Source organism: Qipengyuania sp. ASV99, assembly GCF_047872805.1.
Taxonomy (GTDB): Bacteria; Pseudomonadota; Alphaproteobacteria; order Sphingomonadales; family Sphingomonadaceae; genus Erythrobacter.
In genome coordinates, this window is the sequence record NZ_JBLQUK010000001.1 from 175626 (window position 1) to 191842 (window position 16217).

Annotated in this window: 17 protein-coding genes; 8 read left to right on the forward strand and 9 right to left on the reverse strand. The window is 59.5% G+C overall.

The annotated features are described in order from the left end of the window. Window positions 1–33: 33 nt before the first annotated feature. The 3 genes from ACM64M_RS00850 to ACM64M_RS00860 form a co-directional block, all read right to left on the reverse strand. Window positions 34–843, reverse strand: coding sequence for a helix-turn-helix domain-containing protein (locus ACM64M_RS00850; protein WP_416226749.1), 810 nt, complete (start codon window positions 841–843; stop codon window positions 34–36). 68 nt (window positions 844–911) lie between these two features. Next, the gene (locus ACM64M_RS00855) at window positions 912–2816 is read right to left on the reverse strand and encodes a DUF885 domain-containing protein (protein WP_416226750.1); all 1905 of its coding nucleotides are present in this window, start codon (window positions 2814–2816) and stop codon (window positions 912–914) included. A gap of 70 nt (window positions 2817–2886) precedes the next feature. Further along, window positions 2887–3813 carry a helix-turn-helix domain-containing protein gene (locus ACM64M_RS00860; RefSeq protein WP_416226751.1) on the reverse strand — a complete coding sequence of 309 codons (927 nt, stop codon included), beginning with the start codon at window positions 3811–3813 and terminating at the stop codon, window positions 2887–2889. Window positions 3814–4152: 339 nt separating this feature from the next. Between ACM64M_RS00860 and ACM64M_RS00865 the strand changes: the two genes are divergently transcribed. The 3 genes from ACM64M_RS00865 to ACM64M_RS00875 all read left to right on the forward strand — a co-directional run bounded on the left by ACM64M_RS00865 (window position 4153) and on the right by ACM64M_RS00875 (window position 8960). Next, complete coding sequence (locus ACM64M_RS00865; protein WP_416226752.1) at window positions 4153–5220, forward strand: quinone-dependent dihydroorotate dehydrogenase; 1068 nt, start codon at window positions 4153–4155, stop codon at window positions 5218–5220. A gap of 11 nt (window positions 5221–5231) precedes the next feature. Further along, window positions 5232–6947: a gamma-glutamyltransferase gene (gene ggt / locus ACM64M_RS00870; protein ID WP_416226753.1), complete on the forward strand. Its 1716-nt coding sequence runs from the start codon at window positions 5232–5234 to the stop codon at window positions 6945–6947. Between the two features lie 165 nt (window positions 6948–7112). Then, window positions 7113–8960 carry an AMP-dependent synthetase/ligase gene (locus tag ACM64M_RS00875; protein ID WP_416226754.1) on the forward strand — a complete coding sequence of 616 codons (1848 nt, stop codon included), beginning with the start codon at window positions 7113–7115 and terminating at the stop codon, window positions 8958–8960. Here ACM64M_RS00875 and ACM64M_RS00880 read toward each other — a convergent pair. The 4 genes from ACM64M_RS00880 to ACM64M_RS00895 all read right to left on the reverse strand — a co-directional run bounded on the left by ACM64M_RS00880 (window position 8957) and on the right by ACM64M_RS00895 (window position 11525). Beyond that, entirely contained in the window at window positions 8957–9454 is a 498-nt protein-coding gene (locus ACM64M_RS00880; protein WP_416226755.1) for a hypothetical protein, read from the reverse strand. The two genes, ACM64M_RS00875 and ACM64M_RS00880, sit on opposite strands and share 4 nt — an antisense overlap. After that, window positions 9451–9957, reverse strand: a complete 507-nt coding sequence (locus tag ACM64M_RS00885) for a hypothetical protein (RefSeq protein WP_416227332.1) — start codon at window positions 9955–9957, stop codon at window positions 9451–9453. The genes ACM64M_RS00880 and ACM64M_RS00885 overlap by 4 nt, the downstream gene beginning before the upstream one ends. Window positions 9958–10072: 115 nt before the next feature. Then, on the reverse strand, window positions 10073–11065 hold the full coding sequence (gene thiS, locus ACM64M_RS00890; RefSeq protein ID WP_416226756.1) for a sulfur carrier protein ThiS: 993 nt from the start codon (window positions 11063–11065) through the stop codon (window positions 10073–10075). Between the two features lie 70 nt (window positions 11066–11135). Beyond that, on the reverse strand, window positions 11136–11525 hold the full coding sequence (locus ACM64M_RS00895) for a MerC domain-containing protein (RefSeq protein WP_416226757.1): 390 nt from the start codon (window positions 11523–11525) through the stop codon (window positions 11136–11138). A gap of 138 nt (window positions 11526–11663) precedes the next feature. On the opposite strand from ACM64M_RS00895, the gene ACM64M_RS00900 reads away from it, so the two are divergent. The 5 genes from ACM64M_RS00900 (at window position 11664) to rpsI (ending at window position 15050) form a co-directional block, all read left to right on the forward strand. Next, entirely contained in the window at window positions 11664–12740 is a 1077-nt protein-coding gene (locus ACM64M_RS00900) for a COX15/CtaA family protein (protein WP_416226758.1), read from the forward strand. Beyond that, a complete protein-coding gene (gene cutA / locus ACM64M_RS00905; RefSeq protein WP_416226759.1) occupies window positions 12737–13066 on the forward strand; it encodes a divalent-cation tolerance protein CutA in 330 nt (109 codons plus the stop codon). Before ACM64M_RS00900 ends, cutA begins: the two co-directional genes overlap by 4 nt. A 46-nt stretch (window positions 13067–13112) precedes the next feature. After that, the gene (locus tag ACM64M_RS00910) at window positions 13113–13838 is read left to right on the forward strand and encodes a hypothetical protein (RefSeq protein ID WP_416226760.1); all 726 of its coding nucleotides are present in this window, start codon (window positions 13113–13115) and stop codon (window positions 13836–13838) included. A 178-nt stretch (window positions 13839–14016) separates the two neighbouring features. Beyond that, window positions 14017–14496 carry a 50S ribosomal protein L13 gene (gene rplM / locus ACM64M_RS00915; protein ID WP_416226761.1) on the forward strand — a complete coding sequence of 160 codons (480 nt, stop codon included), beginning with the start codon at window positions 14017–14019 and terminating at the stop codon, window positions 14494–14496. Continuing rightward, complete coding sequence (gene rpsI / locus ACM64M_RS00920) at window positions 14496–15050, forward strand: 30S ribosomal protein S9 (protein ID WP_416226762.1); 555 nt, start codon at window positions 14496–14498, stop codon at window positions 15048–15050. Before rplM ends, rpsI begins: the two co-directional genes overlap by 1 nt. 78 nt (window positions 15051–15128) lie before the next feature. On the opposite strand, the gene ACM64M_RS00925 is transcribed toward rpsI, so the two are convergent. Further along, window positions 15129–15326, reverse strand: a complete 198-nt coding sequence (locus ACM64M_RS00925; protein ID WP_416226763.1) for a hypothetical protein — start codon at window positions 15324–15326, stop codon at window positions 15129–15131. Between the two features lie 115 nt (window positions 15327–15441). Beyond that, window positions 15442–16194, reverse strand: a complete 753-nt coding sequence (locus ACM64M_RS00930; RefSeq protein WP_416226764.1) for a metallophosphoesterase family protein — start codon at window positions 16192–16194, stop codon at window positions 15442–15444. Window positions 16195–16217 lie beyond the last annotated feature (23 nt).

Here is a 16217-nt window from a genome sequence, read left to right on the forward strand (position 1 = left end):
AACGGAAATCCAGCAGATGCGAGTCGTTCGCGACTATTCAGGGGCAAGCCACTCCCTGAGCGCGGTCGCAGCCGGGCCATGCCCAGCCGGATCGAGCGTGCCCGCAACCAGCGGGCCGTCCTGTAACAGGCGCGGAGTGCGCCCGGTGTAACGCCGCAGGTCGCGGATCAGATGGGCCTGATCGAAATAGGCCGCCATGACTTCATCGCGCGCCGCGTCGGGCAAATTCTTTTGCGAAAGCAAAGCGGCGGCCCGCACTGCGCGGAATCTCTTCAAGAGCTGCAGGGGCGGGGCGCCGAAAAACCGCCTGCACAGACGCTGCGCCTGACGCTGCGACATCGGCAGGCGCTGATAAAGATCATCAATCTCCGGGTTGAATGCACTTGCTAGCCATGCGGTCGTTTCAGCGATCATCGCCTCATGGGCGGGCCTGATATCGCGGCAGGTTTCCCGCATGAGATCAGCGACAGAATCGAAAACCGTAAGCACATCCCCCGGATCGGTTGCAGCTAGAGCCAAAAGCCTGACTGCGGCTTCCGGAGCAAGTGCCTCCTGCGCGGCAACGATGCGGTCGTGGGTTTGGTCAGCCGGCAGATTGGTCCATGATGCCCACCCCAGCGGCGTCAGGGACACACCCGCACAGCAAACCGGCCCTTCCAGCGAAAAGGGTGCCGCCCGCAGCAGCGGTGCATTGAAGAAAGCGGGCGCGGCTAATGCTTTCTTGCCATCGGCATATTGCATGGCCCCGGTTCCGCGCAGGAAGATGAACAACTGCGCGGAATAGGCAGGCATAACCTCATCAATCCGGCCCGCGTCCGTGTGGACGACAAAGAAGGTGTTCACCCGACTCTTCAAATCGTCGGGCGGTGCTACAAACTCAAATTTGAAAGGTGGAGACGCACCAGAATCCATCAGTCGCCGCCGCTCTCCGGCCCTCCATCAGAACTGGCCCGCACTTCAGCCACCCATTTGTCGACATTTTCTTCCATGATCGACAAGGGAACCGGTCCACTCTTCAGGATGGTGTCATGAAAGCCGCGAATGTCGAATTGGTCGCCCAATTCGTCGCGGGCGCCTTCGCGCAGCTCCATGATCTTGAGCTTGCCGATCATATAGGCCGTGGCCTGACCCGGCGTCGTGATATACCGCTCGATCGCCTTGACGATGTCGCCTTGCGGATTGGGCGTGTTGTCAGTCAGGTACTGGATGGCCTCTTCGCGAGTCCAGCGTTTGGAATGGATGCCGGTGTCCACCACCAATCGGCAAGCGCGCCACAATTCCATCCCAAGTCGCCCGAAATCGGAATAGGGATCGGTGTAAAATCCCATGTCCTTGCCGAGTTCCTCGGAATACAGACCCCAGCCTTCGGAATAGGCGGTGACCCCGCCGAACCTGCGAAACGCGGGCAAATCGCCAAGCTGGGTCTGGATTGACCGCTGCAGGTGATGGCCCGGCAACCCTTCGTGATAAGCCAGCGCCTCTAGCTCATTCTTCGACATGTCGCGCAGATTGTAGAGGTTGACGTAATATGTGCCGGGGCGCGAACCATCCGGCGCAGGGCTTTGATAAAACGCCTTGCCGCCGCTTTTCTCGCGGAATGCCTCCACGGGTTTGATCACCAGAGGGTCGGTTGGCAGCACGCCGAACCATTCGGGCAGCCTCTCGCCCAGCGCGTCGATCCGCGCTTGCGCATCGGCCAGATATTCTTCGCGCGTTGTGTAGTAGAAACGTTCATCGCTACGGGTGAATTCAAAGAATTCCTGCAGGCTCCCCTCAAATCCGACCTGCGCCATGATTGCGCGCATCTCGCCGTGAATGCGGTCCACTTCGCGCAGGCCAATATTGTGAATCTCATCGGCAGAAAGGTCGGTGGTGGTGTAACTGCCGAGCAGCGCGGCGTAATATTCATCTCCGCGCGGCAAACGCCAGATACCGTCGTCGGTCGGCGCGACCGATTGCTGGCGGCGCATTTCAGCGAGCAGCCGGCGATAGGCAGGCAGCGCTGAGGAGTTCCACGAGGACTTCGCCATTTCAGCAAGCGCAATTGTTACACTTGGCGCAGATTCCATGCCGTCGCGCAGATCCGGGGTTAGCGGCGCGAGTTTCTTGTCGAAATCTTCCAGAACCGCATTGTTGTCGCCCGCTGCGATCAGCTCTTCGATATCGGCGATGACATAAGGGTAAACCCAAAGCGGCGGCATCACCCCGCGCTCCGCACGCTCGCGCGATTCTGCGATCAACGCATCGACTTGCGGACCTATTCTTTCGATGCGCGCGACATAGGCTTCGGCATCTTCAAGGCTGCTGACGCGGTGGATGTTGATCAGAAATGCCGGAATGCCAGTGTGCGCGCCGCGGCGGTGATCGAACAGGAATTCATATTCCCGGAACGGCTGGAGCGAGGCGCGGCGCTCAGCAAGCATTTCGAACAGGCGATAGGACAATGCGTCCTGTTCTGACAATTCGCTGAGTTCAAATCCTTGCTGCATTGCCAAAGAAGTGTCCTGCAACAGGCGAAATGCGGCTTCGTCGGCCTCATCCGAAACCTCATCCCAGCGACCGTAATCAGCATCGCGTATCCCGCGATAGGATTTGCTTTCAGGAGACAGCGCCAGCGCCGCACCATCATAATCTTCGAACAGTTCCGCAAGCGTCGTCTGCGACTCGGGTGCTGTTTCAGCGAACGTTGGAACAGGCTCGGGCGCAGGCGGGGCAGATGTGGCAAGCGGAGTTTGCGCCATGTTGCAACCTGCAAGTGCCAATGCCGATATAGATACGAAGATCAGGTGGTTGCTGGTAGCTTGAAGGCGACGCATGGATTCTCTCCTCGTTCAATTTTTTGTTGCGACAACGTCACTGGGCGGGATTGGTGCCCCAAGCCATCCGTCAGGAACCCAGCTCGCGCAAATTCTTGGGTGCAATCATTTCTGTCAGATACGGACTGTCAGGGTCTTTTAGACGCGCGGGCGTGCGTCCGACAAAGCGGTTTATCTCTCTGATCATATGCGATTGATCAAAGAACGCCTCCCCCAGTTCGGCTTCGAATTCCGGGGTCAATTTCGGGAAGGACAGCAGCGCCGCCGCTCTCAGCGCGCGATATTTGCGCGCCAGCGCTTGCGGCGAAAGACCGAAATATCGCTCGGTCAGGCGCTGAACCTGCCGCTCCGAATAGGCGGCCCTTGCCAGCAGATCTCTGAGATCGGGGTTAAGCGCAGAGCCAAGCCAGGTGTTCACAACTTTGATAAGCTCGGCATGGCGGGAATTGATCGGTTTGACCTTGCCGCCGATATAATCGCCAAGGGCAAGCGCGCATTCATGCCCGGTCATCTCGCCCGCGCGGTATTTTGCATTGAGCTCGCTGCCCCGCACTGCAATTTCATCGCCCAGCACTTCGCTGGCGGCGCGCAATCGATCGCGGTGCTCTCCGGCATGGAGGCCCGTCAGCGCCGCCCATCCAAGCGGTGTCAGCGCCGCGCCAATCGCATGAAATGGGCCGTCGACAAATATCGGATTGGCGGTCGAAAGCGGCGTCATCAGCGCAACTTCATGATTCGGATCGCGGTGACCGGCGCGAAAGTGCATTTCGCCTTTGCCATAGGGAAACAGCGCAAGGTGTCCGACCGATGATGGTTGAACATCGCGGAATTTCCGTTCGTCGCAGCGGAAATGATACAATGTCGTGACAAAGTCACTAACCGCGGCAGGCGGCGCGAAATAATCGACTTGGATTAGCGAGCTTGCGGTAAGCTCAAGCCCCGGCTCCGCGGTATCCATGCCGTTTTCAGCTCTGATCGAGTCTTGGAAATCAACCATTTTGTGCGCCCCGCTGTCGTGCATGTAACGCGGCTGAGGCTGATTTGACACAAAAAAAGGGCGGCCACGGTTAATGGCCGCCCATTTGAGTTGAGGAACTCTTCGCATTGCTGCTCCGAGCCCTTCGGGTCGCAAAGAATGCCTAGCGTGAGGCATTCGCAAAGAATTGTATGCAAACGACAAGCTCTTGAAATGGGGCAGGCTAACGGGAATTGTCATATTCTTGTGGCCGAAATTGGCACTGCGCGCTTCGCCCCTAGCGGGATGGCGCGCGAGGATCCTTTCGACATAATCGCTGTTTTGTTGCTTAGGCCCAGTTTTGTTGCTTAGGCCCAACCGATGCCCTTCCGCCCCAGATTATTCGACTTCGTCCGGCCAGCGATCTTTACGCTCGATTCGGAAACTGGTCACCGCTTGGCCATCACAACGCTAAAGGCTCTCCCGACAAGAGGTGCGCGTTCTTCGCTGGCGCAGCCCGGTCGACTCGCAATCAAGATCGCCGGGCTCGACTTTCCCAATCCGGTGGGCGTTGCCGCGGGATTCGACAAAGACGCTGAGGTTCCCGACGCCCTGCTCGGCCTTGGCTTTGGCTTTACCGAGGTTGGCTCAATCACACCTTTGCCGCAGGCGGGAAACCCCAAACCCCGGCTGTTCCGGCTGGTAGAGGACAAAGCTGTTATCAATCGCATGGGGTTCAACAACGCCGGGGCACAGGCGGCACTGGAACGGCTAAACGCGAGACAAGGCAGGCCGGGGATCGTCGGGATCAACATCGGCGCGAACAAGGATTCCGATGATCGCGTCGCAGACTATGCGAAAATGGCGCGGATGATGACCCCGCTGGCAAGCTATCTTGCCGTCAACATTTCCAGCCCCAACACACCTGGGCTGCGCGCCTTGCAGGATGAGGCAGCGCTGACCGGGTTGATCGACGCAGTGATCGAAGCGCGCGCAGCGGCAGGGGGCACTGAACTTCCGCCCATTTTTCTCAAAGTCGCGCCCGACCTTGAGCCCGCGGATATTGATGCGATAGCGCGGATTGCACTGGACAAGGGCCTCGATGCGCTGATTGTGTCCAACACCACCGTATCACGCCCGCAGCTTTCTTCGCACCATTCCGGAGAGGCGGGCGGGCTGTCAGGCGCCCCGTTGCGATCGTTGGCGCTTGAGCGACTGCGCGATTTCCGCAAGGCGACAGGCGGCGCAATCCCGCTCATCGGGGTTGGCGGCATCGCCAGCGCGGATCATGCGTGGGAGCGCATTCGCGCCGGTGCCAGTCTGATCCAGTTGTATTCTGCAATGGTCTATCATGGGCCGGGCCTGGGTGCGCGAATCGCCGATGGCTTGGAACGATTAATGCGGCGTGATGGCTATGCCAGCATTGCAGAGGCGGTTGGAAGCGAATAGCACGCCCGGTTATGTTCAGACCATATGCTTTGCTCGCACCTTTCGCTCTCCTTGTCTCAGGTTGTGCCGGATATAATGCGCCACCCGTTGCGGTCAGCGAACCTGCGCCCGTTGCCTCGCAAGGCGCGGTCAGCACCGCTGATCCGCGTGCAACCGCAGCAGGTGAAGCAATCCTTGCTCAAGGTGGATCTGCAACCGACGCCGCGATTGCGGTGATGCTTGCGCTGACGGTGGTCGAACCGCAAAGTTCCGGCATCGGCGGCGGCGGGTTCATGGTCCTCGCCGGAGACGACGGCGTTGTCACCTTCGATGGACGCGAAACGGCACCGGCAGCCGCAACCGGCGCGCGCTTTCTGGATGAAGACGGCGAACCGCTCCCCTATACAGAGCGCGTGATATCCGGGCTTAGCGTGGGCATACCCGGCAATATCGCTTTGGCTGCGCAGGCGCATGAGCGTTACGGGAAGGTCCCTTGGGCGGATTTGTTTGCGCCCGCTATCGCGCTGGCTCGCGACGGTTTTTTGATGAACCGCCGCCTCAACGATTCCCTGTCGAGCGCCGCAGAGCGCGCCAGCAACACCGAAGCCGCCCGCGCAATTTTCTTCGGTGCTGACGGAGCGCCGCTGCCGGTCGGCACCTTGATAAAGGTGCCAGAGCTTGCCGAAACCTTTGAACGAATTGCGTCGCGGGGCCCTTCGGCAATGTATGAAACCGGTGCGGAGGCGCTGGCCGACTATGTCGCGGCAGAAACGCCGCGCGATGGCCGCATGACCGCCGCAGATGTGCGCAGCTATGCCGCGAAGGAGCGCGATCCGGTCTGCACCCGCTACCGCGTGTACAAAATTTGCGGCATGGGTCCACCAAGTTCTGGCGGGGTTGCAGTTGCGCAAATGCTGGGTCAGTTGGAGCGCTTTGACCTTGCTCAACTGGGCCCTCAAAGTCCGCAATTCTGGCACCTTTTCCTCGAATCGCAGCGCATCGCCTATGCCGACAGAGAAGTTTACCTTGCCGATCAGGATTTCGTCGAAGTGCCTGTCGCTGGGCTGGTCGATCCCGCCTATATCGCAGCGCGCAGCGCGCTGATTGATCCAGGTGCCGCGATGGCAAACGCCGAACCCGGTGTTCCGCAGGGCGCGCCGCTGGCGCGCGCTGACGGCAACGAACCACCAGAAAGCGGAACCACCCATTTCTCGATCGTCGATGCTGAAGGCAATGCCGTCAGCTACACCTCCACGGTCGAAGGGGCGTTTGGGTCGGGGCTGCATTTTGGCGGGTTCTACCTCAACAATGAGCTCACCGATTTCAGCTCCTCGCCCGCGATAAACGGCGTTCCTGTCGCCAATCGGGTCGAGGGCGGCAAACGCCCCCGGTCTTCGATGGCTCCGACCATCGTGTTTGATCAGGACGGCGAAATCATTCTCGTAATCGGCGCGGCTGGGGGGCCAACTATCCCGGTTCAGGTGGCGCGCTCGATCATCGGAGTGCTCGATTTCGGAATGACCGCAGAGGAGGCATTGGGCCTGCCACTGATTATGGCGTTCGGTTCGACAATTATCACCGAAGAGGGCAGCTCAGTTGCTGCCATGGCCGATGAATTGCAGGCGTTGGGCCACGGTGAGCTGCGCCTGCTTTCCCCACGCGGAAAGGCAAACGCCTTGCGCCGCACTCCGGATGGCTGGGAATCGGCCGGAGATCCGCGCGTCGCCGCAATGCTGGGATACGAATAATCCGCCGGACGATTGAGCATCCTCCTTAAGGATTGAGCAGGCCCAGCATCAGCGACGCTTGCCGCTGCGACGCAGAGCCACTAATTCCAAGCGATGAGTATAACATTTGAAGCTCTGTAGAGGCTGAAAGCAGCCCAGAAGGAGCGGGAAGAGGAACTCTTGTCCGTGCACGCCCCCAATATTTCGCCCGTGGTCAATCCGGCGGATGACCAGATTCTTCAGGATATCGATAGCGCGCGCAACCTTGTCGAATTGTTCCTGAAGCGCGCCGAAGAGGGTGGCGATGCGCCATTCCTGGGCCGCAAGCAGGGCGGTGCCTGGCTAACCCAAAGCTGGCGCGAAGTCGCTGATCAAGTCTGCCTGCTCGCCGAAAGCCTCCGCCATCTCGGACTGAACGATGGAGACCGGGTCGCGCTGATCTCTGAGAACCGCCCTGAATGGTGTATCGCGGACCTCGCCATCATGGCGGCAGGATGCATTTCGGTGCCAACCTACATCACCAATACACAGCGCGATCATGCGCATATTTTCGACAATTCGGGCGCACGAGCGGTGTTCGTTGCCAATGAGAAACTGCTCGCCCCGCTGGTCGGCGCAATTGCACGGACCGGTCTGGCCGAGCATATAATCGGCATTGATGACCTTCACCGCAAACAGGCGAGCAGTGTAGAATACCACGCTTGGGACGATCTGATCGCAGGGGACGCGGTCGCTGCGCGCGCTTCGGTGGTTGCGAGAATTGGATCGATCAGCCGGGCCGACACCGCCTGCATCATCTACACCAGCGGAACCGGAGGGGCGCCGCGCGGAGTAAGACAGCACCACGGCGCAATCCTCTGCAACATTGCTGGCGCGGGAGAAATCGTCATCAATGATTTCGGGGTAGAAAACGAACGTTTCTTGTCCTTCCTCCCGCTTAGCCATGCTTATGAGCACACCGCCGGGCAGTATCTTCCCATCGCTTTGGGCGGCGAGATTTTCTATTCCGAAGGGCTGGAGAAGCTCGCCTCCAATATCGAGGAGGTGCGGCCGACAATCATGGTCGTGGTCCCGCGCCTGTTCGAAGTGCTGCGCACGCGGATCATGAAGCAGGTCGAGAAACAGGGCCGTCTGGCCAATTTCATGATGGATAGCGCACTGAAAATCAGCGAGAAATCACGCGACGGCAAGGCCAGAAAGCGCGACCGGCCGATCAATTTCCTCGTCGAAAAGACCCTGCGCCCCAAGATCAGGGCAAAGTTCGGGGGGCGCATCAAGGCAATGGTGTCGGGCGGCGCGCCGCTCAACCCCGAAGTCGGCAATTTCTTCGATGCTATGGGTCTGGTGATGCTGCAGGGATACGGCCAGACCGAGGCCGGACCGATCATGAGCTGCAATCGCCCCGCGGCGGGGCTCAAGATGGATACGGTCGGCCCGCCGATGCGCGGAGTCGAGCTAAAGATTGCAGAGGACGGCGAAATCCTGTGCCGGGGCGAATTGGTGATGCAAGGTTATTGGCGAAACGATGCCGAAACCGCGCGCACGATTGTCGATGGCTGGCTGCACACTGGCGATATCGGCCATCTCGATGACAAGGGGCGGATAGTCATCACCGACCGCAAAAAAGACATGATCGTCAATGACAAGGGTGACAATGTCGCGCCGCAAAAGATCGAAGGCATGCTGACATTACAGCCCGAAATCGCTCAGGCCATGGTGAGCGGCGACAAACGGCCCTATATCGTCGGGCTGATCGTGCCCGAGGCCGAATGGGCGCTGGAATGGGCGCGCGCGAATGATGAGAAATTCGACCTGAAAGCGCTGCAGGAGCTTCCCGCCTTCAAAAACGCGGTGCGCGCAGCGGTTGACCGGACCAATGCCGATTTGTCGGTGATCGAGAAAGTGCGGCAGTTTGCCTTTGCCGATGAGATGTTCACGATCGACAATGAAGAATTGACCCCGAAACAATCCATCCGCCGCCACAAGATCCGCGACCGGTATAAGGACAAGATTGACGGGCTTTATCGGGGTTAGGGCTTTTGCAGATCGGCGAGTAACTTTGCGTCACTCAAGATGTTTCGCACCTGATCGCTGATTGAACGACCATCATTTGCAGTGACGCGGAGCAGTTCCATTCGTTCTGCATCGATCCACAAGCGGTCCGGGGTCACATCTTCTCTGTCTAGGGGCAAATGCCGCGTAACGATAAAAGGGTTGCGGTCCTCGTCGTAAAGAACCTGCAATGTGCAATGCGCGAGCACGTGTCTTAGCGGACGAAGGCTCCGCCAGCGGTCAATGCGCTTTATCAAATTCTTGATGCGCCGGGCATCGCTTTTTTCGAGTCGGGCACGCAATTGGTCGATACTGCTCAACGGGCCATTCTTGATCGGCAGGTCAAGCCGCAGGCACAAATGCCCGATCGCCTGTTCTGCTTGGGCAGAGCTGGTCAGGACACGCGCCAACCACTGATGTGCGTCAGCCAGATCTTCTTTCGGCTCTACCAACGCAATTGGAAGAGTTTCACTCACGCCGCCTCAACATCCTCGATATATTCGGGATAAAAGCACGGCTCACGCATCGACCACCCGGGCGCGGTGGCGGCGGCTTCGCTCAGGCTTTGCAACAGCACCTTGCGGTGGTCGGGCCGGATCAAAGGCAGAGCCGCAGCGGCGCAAAAGGCAGCCGGAAGATAGGGCCGCGCTTGGGCACCCAGCAGGCGTTCGTACAAAAACCGGAATGCCGAGAAACTGACGAGTTTCTCCTGTTCCAGATCAAAGGCGGCAACCCGCACCAATTTGCCGAGCATCCGCTCGATCTCGCCCATAGTCCCTTCCTCAGGGATCAAGCCGCGCAGTGATTTTAGGTCCTGATAGGCCACATATTGGCGGCGGATCGCATTGCTTTCCGCTTCATTGCGCCCCCACAGACGAAACGCATCGGAGCGTGCGAGGCCAATATCGAGGCTGCGCTTGATATAACGCTGCTCGCATGGCTCCAGCCCTGCAAATTCGCGCATTTCACCGATCGACATGGTGGATGTGCTGGCAAGTGTCACGTTCGTCTCCCTGAATGGAAGACGGTTGTCCGCTATCTTGGTTAATACGTAGTAACCATGGGCGCAGGATTTGTGCCCGATATGGAGTTTTCTAGATCAGCCCGGCAAGCGGGCTGCTGGGATCAGCATATTTGCGCCGCCCCATGCGCCCGGCAAGGTAGGCTTCGCGCCCCGCCTCAACCGCCAGTTTCATCGCGCGGGCCATGCGAACCGGGTCCTTCGCCTCGGCAATTGCCGTGTTCATCAAAATGCCGTCGCAGCCCAGTTCCATGCCAACCGCCGCATCTGAGGCGGTCCCGACCCCTGCATCGACCAGCACCGGCACCTTCGCCCCTTCGACAATCAACCGGATCATCACCCGATTCTGAATCCCCAGGCCGGACCCGATCGGCGCGCCCAGTGGCATGACGGCGACCGCGCCTGCATCTTCGAGCTGTTTGGCGGCGATCGGATCATCGGCGCAATAAACCATCGGCAGGAACCCGTCTTTGGCCAGCACCTCGGTCGCCTTCAACGTCTCGCGCATGTCGGGGTACAGCGTGCGCGCTTCGCCCAGCACTTCGAGCTTGACCAGATCCCAGCCCCCTGCCTCGCGCGCCAGACGTAGCGTCCGCACGGCGTCTTCGCCTGTGAAGCAGCCCGCCGTGTTGGGCAGATAGGTGATCTTCTTGGGGTCGATATAGTCGGTGAGCATCGGCGCCTTGGGGTCGCTTACGTTAACGCGGCGCACAGCAACCGTGACGATTTCTGCGCCGCTGGCAGCAACAGCGGCGGCGTTCTGCGCAAAATCCTTGTATTTGCCCGTTCCGACAATCAGCCGGGATGAAAAAGTCCGTCCAGCAACGCTCCATGTATCGTCCGGCGCACTCACTTGGTCCCCTCCGCCGACAAAATGCACGATTTCCAGCGTGTCACCTGCTGCCAATGGCGCAGCCTCAAGCGTGGAGCGCGGGACAATTTCGCCATTGCTTTCCACCGCAACCTTTTGCGGGTCCAGATCGAGTTCGCGGACGAGATCGGCAATCGTCGAAGCCGAAGTGATCCTGAGCTCTCCATTCAAAATGATTTTCTTGTTGTCGGTCATGCTGGCTGAAATAGAGCCGCTGCGCTGCGGTGCAACCTAAGGTTTTCATTGGGGCCGCAAAGCCGATAGTTCAGAGTGTCGCCCGCGCCCGCAGGTTGAGCAAATGGCCAATCGACACCAGCGTCACCCCGATAAAGGTCAGCGTGAGTTCGCCGTCACCATGCGGCACCACCAATGCCCCGCCCATGAAAGTCAGCCCCATCACTGCCACGACGAAAGGCGCAAGATTGCTGTGCTTGAGCGCGCCCCAGCCAATCGCCGCTGCAGCGATAATCAACGCAAGCGCAAGTCCGACGCGGTGAATCTCCGGTGCCAGCAGAAAATGCCCACCCAGACCCAATCCCGAAACCACAATCACTGTCGCCAGGCAATGCAAAGCGCAAAGGCCAGCGATCCCGATGCCCAAGTGATCGAGGCGGCGGCGCCCCTCGGGCCGAATCGGAAAATCTGTCTTTTGCATGGTGACCAGCGCGATATATGTAACATTATCACATTTCGCAAGACCCGAAGCCTGCGGGCGCAATTGTGCTGAACGCATCGCAGATTGCAGCAAACGGGCTTGCCAGCGGCGGCTTCGCGGCACATTGACGCGGCTGTTATGGAATCCGCAGCCCTTCAGGCCGATCTGCACCGTGCGGGGCAAACCGTTGCTCGTCCGCTGGCGATTGCCCGATGGCTTGAACTGGTGGCGGCGTTTGTCATCATCATCGTGCTCGTCGGCGGGATCACGCGGCTTACCGAAAGCGGGCTTTCGATCACCGAGTGGGAACTCGCAACCGGCATTCTCCCGCCTTTGACAGAAACGGCGTGGATGGCGGAATTTGCCAAGTATCAGGCAACGCCAGAATACCGGCTTGAGGCGGGTCTGGCCGGAATGACCCTTTCCGATTTCAAATTCATATATTTTTGGGAATGGTTTCACCGGCTGCTCGCACGGACGGTGGGCCTGATCTATGCGCTGCCGCTCGTTTGGTTTTGGATGAGGGGGGTAATTCCTGCCGGCTTCAAGGTAAGATTGATCGCGCTGCTCGGTCTGGGCGGGCTTCAGGGGCTGTTTGGCTGGCTGATGGTGCAATCAGGGTTGGTCGGAGACATGACCGATGTCAGCCATTTCCGCCTGTCGCTCCATCTGTTGACAGCCTTGCTGCTGCTCGCTGCGCTTGTCTGGACGGCGCGCGACATGCGCCGAATTGCGCGCGACCCTGGTGCGGGTCCCGCGCCGCTCACTCGGCAATCGGCGCTGGTTGCGGCGGTGCTTTTCATCCAGCTTTTGCTCGGCGCTTGGGTCGCGGGGTTGAACGCGGGCCATGCCGCATATGACTGGCCCTTGATGAACGGCCGATTGGTGCCCGAGTTTTCTTCCGCGCGCGGGGCGTTATGGACGCTTACCCATGATCCGTTCCTTCTGCATTTCCTCCACCGCTGGTGGGCTTGGGTCGCGGTTATTGCGCTGGTTTACCTCGCCCGGCGCGTGCGCAAGTCAGATCGGCGCGCTTCGGTCGCATTGCATAGCGCGTTTGGCGTGATGGTCTTGCTGGGCATCGCCACGGTTTTGACACAGGTTGAATTGTGGATTGCTGCCGCGCATCAACTTAATGGGGCGCTGCTGGTCGCCTGCACCGCTTGGGCCATGCATAGCGACGGAGTTTTGCAGCAATCCCGGACACCGAAATGAACGGGGCGCTGGCCGCGCTCGTCTGGTGCCCGTTCCCCGATGCCGCATCTGCGCGTCTCGCTGCGGAACAATTGCTTGCAGACGGGTTGATCGCTTGTGCCAATATTCTGCCAGAGGTTGAATCGCTCTTTGCTTGGGAAGGGCAGATTTCCGCTGCGCGCGAAACCGCCGTCATGTTCAAAACAAGTTCGGGCAAGCTGGCCACGTTGATCTCGCGGTTGGGAGAGCTGCATCCCTATGATGCACCGTCAATTATCGGATGGTGTTGCGATGCTGCGCATCCGGCCACTATGAATTGGTTAGGCGACACGCTTGGCGACACCTGATTGAAGCGCATAGCGCGTCGATCGTGCAACAAGAGGGATGAAAACGATGGCGCTATCCCGCCGCGCTGTGATTAGATCAGGCGTCATTCTGGGTTGCGCGGGCGCGGTTGCCTTGTGGCCGCGCCGCGGGGTGGCGATGGCGCGCGTGCCTATACCCGAACGGCCCATGCGGCTTTTGCGGCGGCTAGAACGAAGCCTGATCGGAACAGAACGGCTGATCGTCACCAGAGAATGGCGCGTCGAGTTCCGCGATGAAGGAGACGTCATAGCGATTGGCGGCGTTCAGATCGACGCGCAGGTCGCTGCGCCCGAATCGCTGGCGCCGCTGGCGGCGATAGAACAATCGCGGTCAACCGCAGATATGTGGCCGATCATGCTTTCAAGCGAAGGGATGATCGTCGCCGCCGGGGCTGACACAATTCAAGCCGATCTGGCTGCCGCGCTCAGAGAAGCGGAGAAGATCATTGCAGAGCGCGGCGCGGCTGCGGCGCAGCAAGCGGCCCATCGACAATTCCTGCGAGAGCTGGAGCGTGCGCGGACGACGCTGCTTGATCGGTTGCCAGACGATTTGTTCTTTCCCTCCGGAAAGCCCATGCGGATGGTTCGTCCAATCGAGTTGCCTGGCGGACTGACGGGTGAATTTGAAGTGTCGTATGATGCCATTCCCGCAATTGAACACGGCTGGTTGAGCCGCGCTGAAAGACGCATCACAACCCGCATTGGGCAGTCCGAACAACTTGCAATCGAGCAGTGGGAATTGTCTGAATTGTAGCTGGAGAAGATGCCGCCTGGGCCTATGGTATTATTATACCTCCTCGCAAACCCCCGGTTTTTGTTGACTTGCGGCGTATGGTTCGACAAATGCGCGCTTTCCGCTGCCGATTCTCCTTTCCGCCGGACATCGGCCGGCATCACATTCACTCAACCCTTTGGTTCAAGGACGTTCAGCCATGAAGGCTATCAGCAGACAGACCCGGTCGATAAAGCCGGCCGAGGTCGAAAAGAAATGGCATCTGGTTGATGCAGACGGCCTGGTTGTCGGTCGCCTCGCGACGATTATTGCCAATCACCTGCGCGGCAAGCACAAGCCGAGCTACACCCCGCATGTCGATTGCGGCGATCACGTGATCGTCATCAATGCGGACAAGGTGAAGTTCACCAGCAACAAGGCGACCAAAAAAGTCTATTACCGGCACACCGGTCACCCCGGCGGTATCAAGGAAACAACCCCTGCCAAGATTCTGGAAGGCAAGTTTCCAGAGCGCGTGCTTGAAAAAGCGGTTGAACGCATGGTTCCGCGCGGTCCTCTGGGCCGGGTGCAGATGAAAGCGCTGCACCTGTATAATGGCACTGAGCATCCGCATGACGGTCAAGCCCCCACGGTGCTCGACGTCGCCTCCATGAATCGCAAGAACAAGGTCAATTCGTAATGGTTAGCGAAAACTCTGGCGAAACCCCTGCCGCAACGGGCACGGTTTCCGATCTTGCCGATCTGAAGAATATTGCAGGCGATGCTCCTGCTGCGGACGCGGCGCAAATTGCGCTGAACCAGGCGGCTCAGCCATCGGCGCCGCTGCGTCAGCAGGAACTTGACGCACAGGGCCGCGCTTATGCTACCGGTCGCCGGAAAGATGCGACCGCTCGCGTCTGGGTCAAGCCGGGGACCGGCAAGGTCATCGTTAATGGCCGGGATCAGGAAGTGTATTTTGCCCGGCCGACGCTGCGCCTTATCATCGATCAGCCCTTCTCGATCACCGATCGTCAGGGTCAGTATGATGTGATCGCCACAGTAAAGGGCGGCGGACTTTCGGGTCAGGCCGGTGCGGTCAAGCATGGCATCAGCCAGGCGCTGACCAAATATGAACCGGAACTGCGCGGCGTCGTGAAGGCTGCTGGTTTCCTGACCCGCGACAGCCGCGTGGTGGAACGCAAGAAATATGGCCGCGCGAAGGCCCGCAAGAGCTTCCAGTTCTCCAAGCGTTAAACCGGCCGCAAATCCGGCAAATAAAGAGGGCGGCCTTCGGATGCGAAGGTCGCCTTTTTTATTGGCGCACTTTGTCTGTCAGCGTTGCAGCAGCAAAATACCCCAGAACAGGCCGGTCCCGGCCAGAAATACCGGCCACGACCAATAAATCTTCATATCGCCGAGCGCCATGGAATGGATAGCGAGTTGTCCGGCGCTCGTTCCTTGCGAGCCGATGACAAGGGAAAGGCAGCCGGTGATGACTGCGGCAAAACCCATCGCTTTGAGCAGGTCCATCGAACGTCCTCCAACTGGTGTGCGCGTCTCACCTGCGAATTGCGCGCCCCAGTTTATCGCAAATAATCTCTTAACAGAGATCAGCGAAGCAGGGTTAAGGCCCGCCCGGCCCATCCTAACGCAATGCGGAGGTCAGTTCGCGCAGTTCGGTGGTCATTGCGCCGCCGCGCTGACAGGTGATGACCCGATAAGACGGCGGCGCATCGCCGCGCAGCCGCGTCGACAAGGTTCCGGCGCCAATCATTCTGGCGCTGTGTCCGCCGCTCTCCCGGAGTTCGTCAAAAGGCACATGAACATGGCCCGTCAGCACCGCATCGGCCCCAGCCTCCGCAATCGCCGCAAAGGCCCGGTTGCCTCTGATGGTCGGGTTGCGCGCCTTCCCCTCCGGTCCCAGCAAAGGATGATGTGCGGTGACGATCACGTGACGCGGATCGCTGCGCAGGCAAGCCAGACGCTTCAACGTGGTGCTCAGCGCACGGGGCGTGACGACGCCATCTGACCACGGAAATCGGCGCTGCGCCCGGACGGTTGTCCTGAGCGAGACCAGCACCACATCTTCGCTTTCGAACGGCGACACGACCCGGCGCGCCAAACGGCGATATCGGCGATAGGGATCTGCAAACCGTTCAAACAGGTTGTAATAGGGCATGTCGTGATTGCCCGGTTCAAGCACCACCGGCACCCCGAGCCCTTCAAACCATGCCGCCGCCGCCGCATATTCGCTGTGCTTGGCGCGCTGGGTAAGGTCGCCGGTGCAGATCAGCGCGTCGGGTGTCTCGGCGGAGATCGCGCGCTCCACGCTGGCAAGCGCGGCGCGGTTTTCGGCCCCGAAGTGAATATCGCTGACGTGAAACAGGCGCGTGGTCATGACGCTTCTGCCAAAGCGAGATT

Bases quoted from the DNA above. Each gene is read 5' to 3' on its own strand.
- ACM64M_RS00910 (WP_416226760.1), top strand. From the start codon at position 13,113: ATGGCGCTATCCCGCCGCGCTGTGATTAGATCAGGCGTCATTCTGGGT.
- ACM64M_RS00930 (WP_416226764.1), bottom strand. From the start codon at position 16,194: ATGACCACGCGCCTGTTTCACGTCAGCGATATTCACTTCGGGGCCGAA.
- cutA (WP_416226759.1), top strand. From the start codon at position 12,737: ATGAACGGGGCGCTGGCCGCGCTCGTCTGGTGCCCGTTCCCCGATGCC.
- rplM (WP_416226761.1), top strand. From the start codon at position 14,017: ATGAAGGCTATCAGCAGACAGACCCGGTCGATAAAGCCGGCCGAGGTC.
- ACM64M_RS00855 (WP_416226750.1), bottom strand. From the start codon at position 2,816: ATGCGTCGCCTTCAAGCTACCAGCAACCACCTGATCTTCGTATCTATA.
- ACM64M_RS00860 (WP_416226751.1), bottom strand. From the start codon at position 3,813: ATGGTTGATTTCCAAGACTCGATCAGAGCTGAAAACGGCATGGATACC.
- thiS (WP_416226756.1), bottom strand. From the start codon at position 11,065: ATGACCGACAACAAGAAAATCATTTTGAATGGAGAGCTCAGGATCACT.
- ACM64M_RS00895 (WP_416226757.1), bottom strand. From the start codon at position 11,525: ATGCAAAAGACAGATTTTCCGATTCGGCCCGAGGGGCGCCGCCGCCTC.
- rpsI (WP_416226762.1), top strand. From the start codon at position 14,496: ATGGTTAGCGAAAACTCTGGCGAAACCCCTGCCGCAACGGGCACGGTT.
- ACM64M_RS00865 (WP_416226752.1), top strand. From the start codon at position 4,153: ATGCCCTTCCGCCCCAGATTATTCGACTTCGTCCGGCCAGCGATCTTT.
- ggt (WP_416226753.1), top strand. From the start codon at position 5,232: ATGTTCAGACCATATGCTTTGCTCGCACCTTTCGCTCTCCTTGTCTCA.
- ACM64M_RS00885 (WP_416227332.1), bottom strand. From the start codon at position 9,957: ATGTCGATCGGTGAAATGCGCGAATTTGCAGGGCTGGAGCCATGCGAG.
- ACM64M_RS00900 (WP_416226758.1), top strand. From the start codon at position 11,664: ATGGAATCCGCAGCCCTTCAGGCCGATCTGCACCGTGCGGGGCAAACC.
- ACM64M_RS00925 (WP_416226763.1), bottom strand. From the start codon at position 15,326: ATGGACCTGCTCAAAGCGATGGGTTTTGCCGCAGTCATCACCGGCTGC.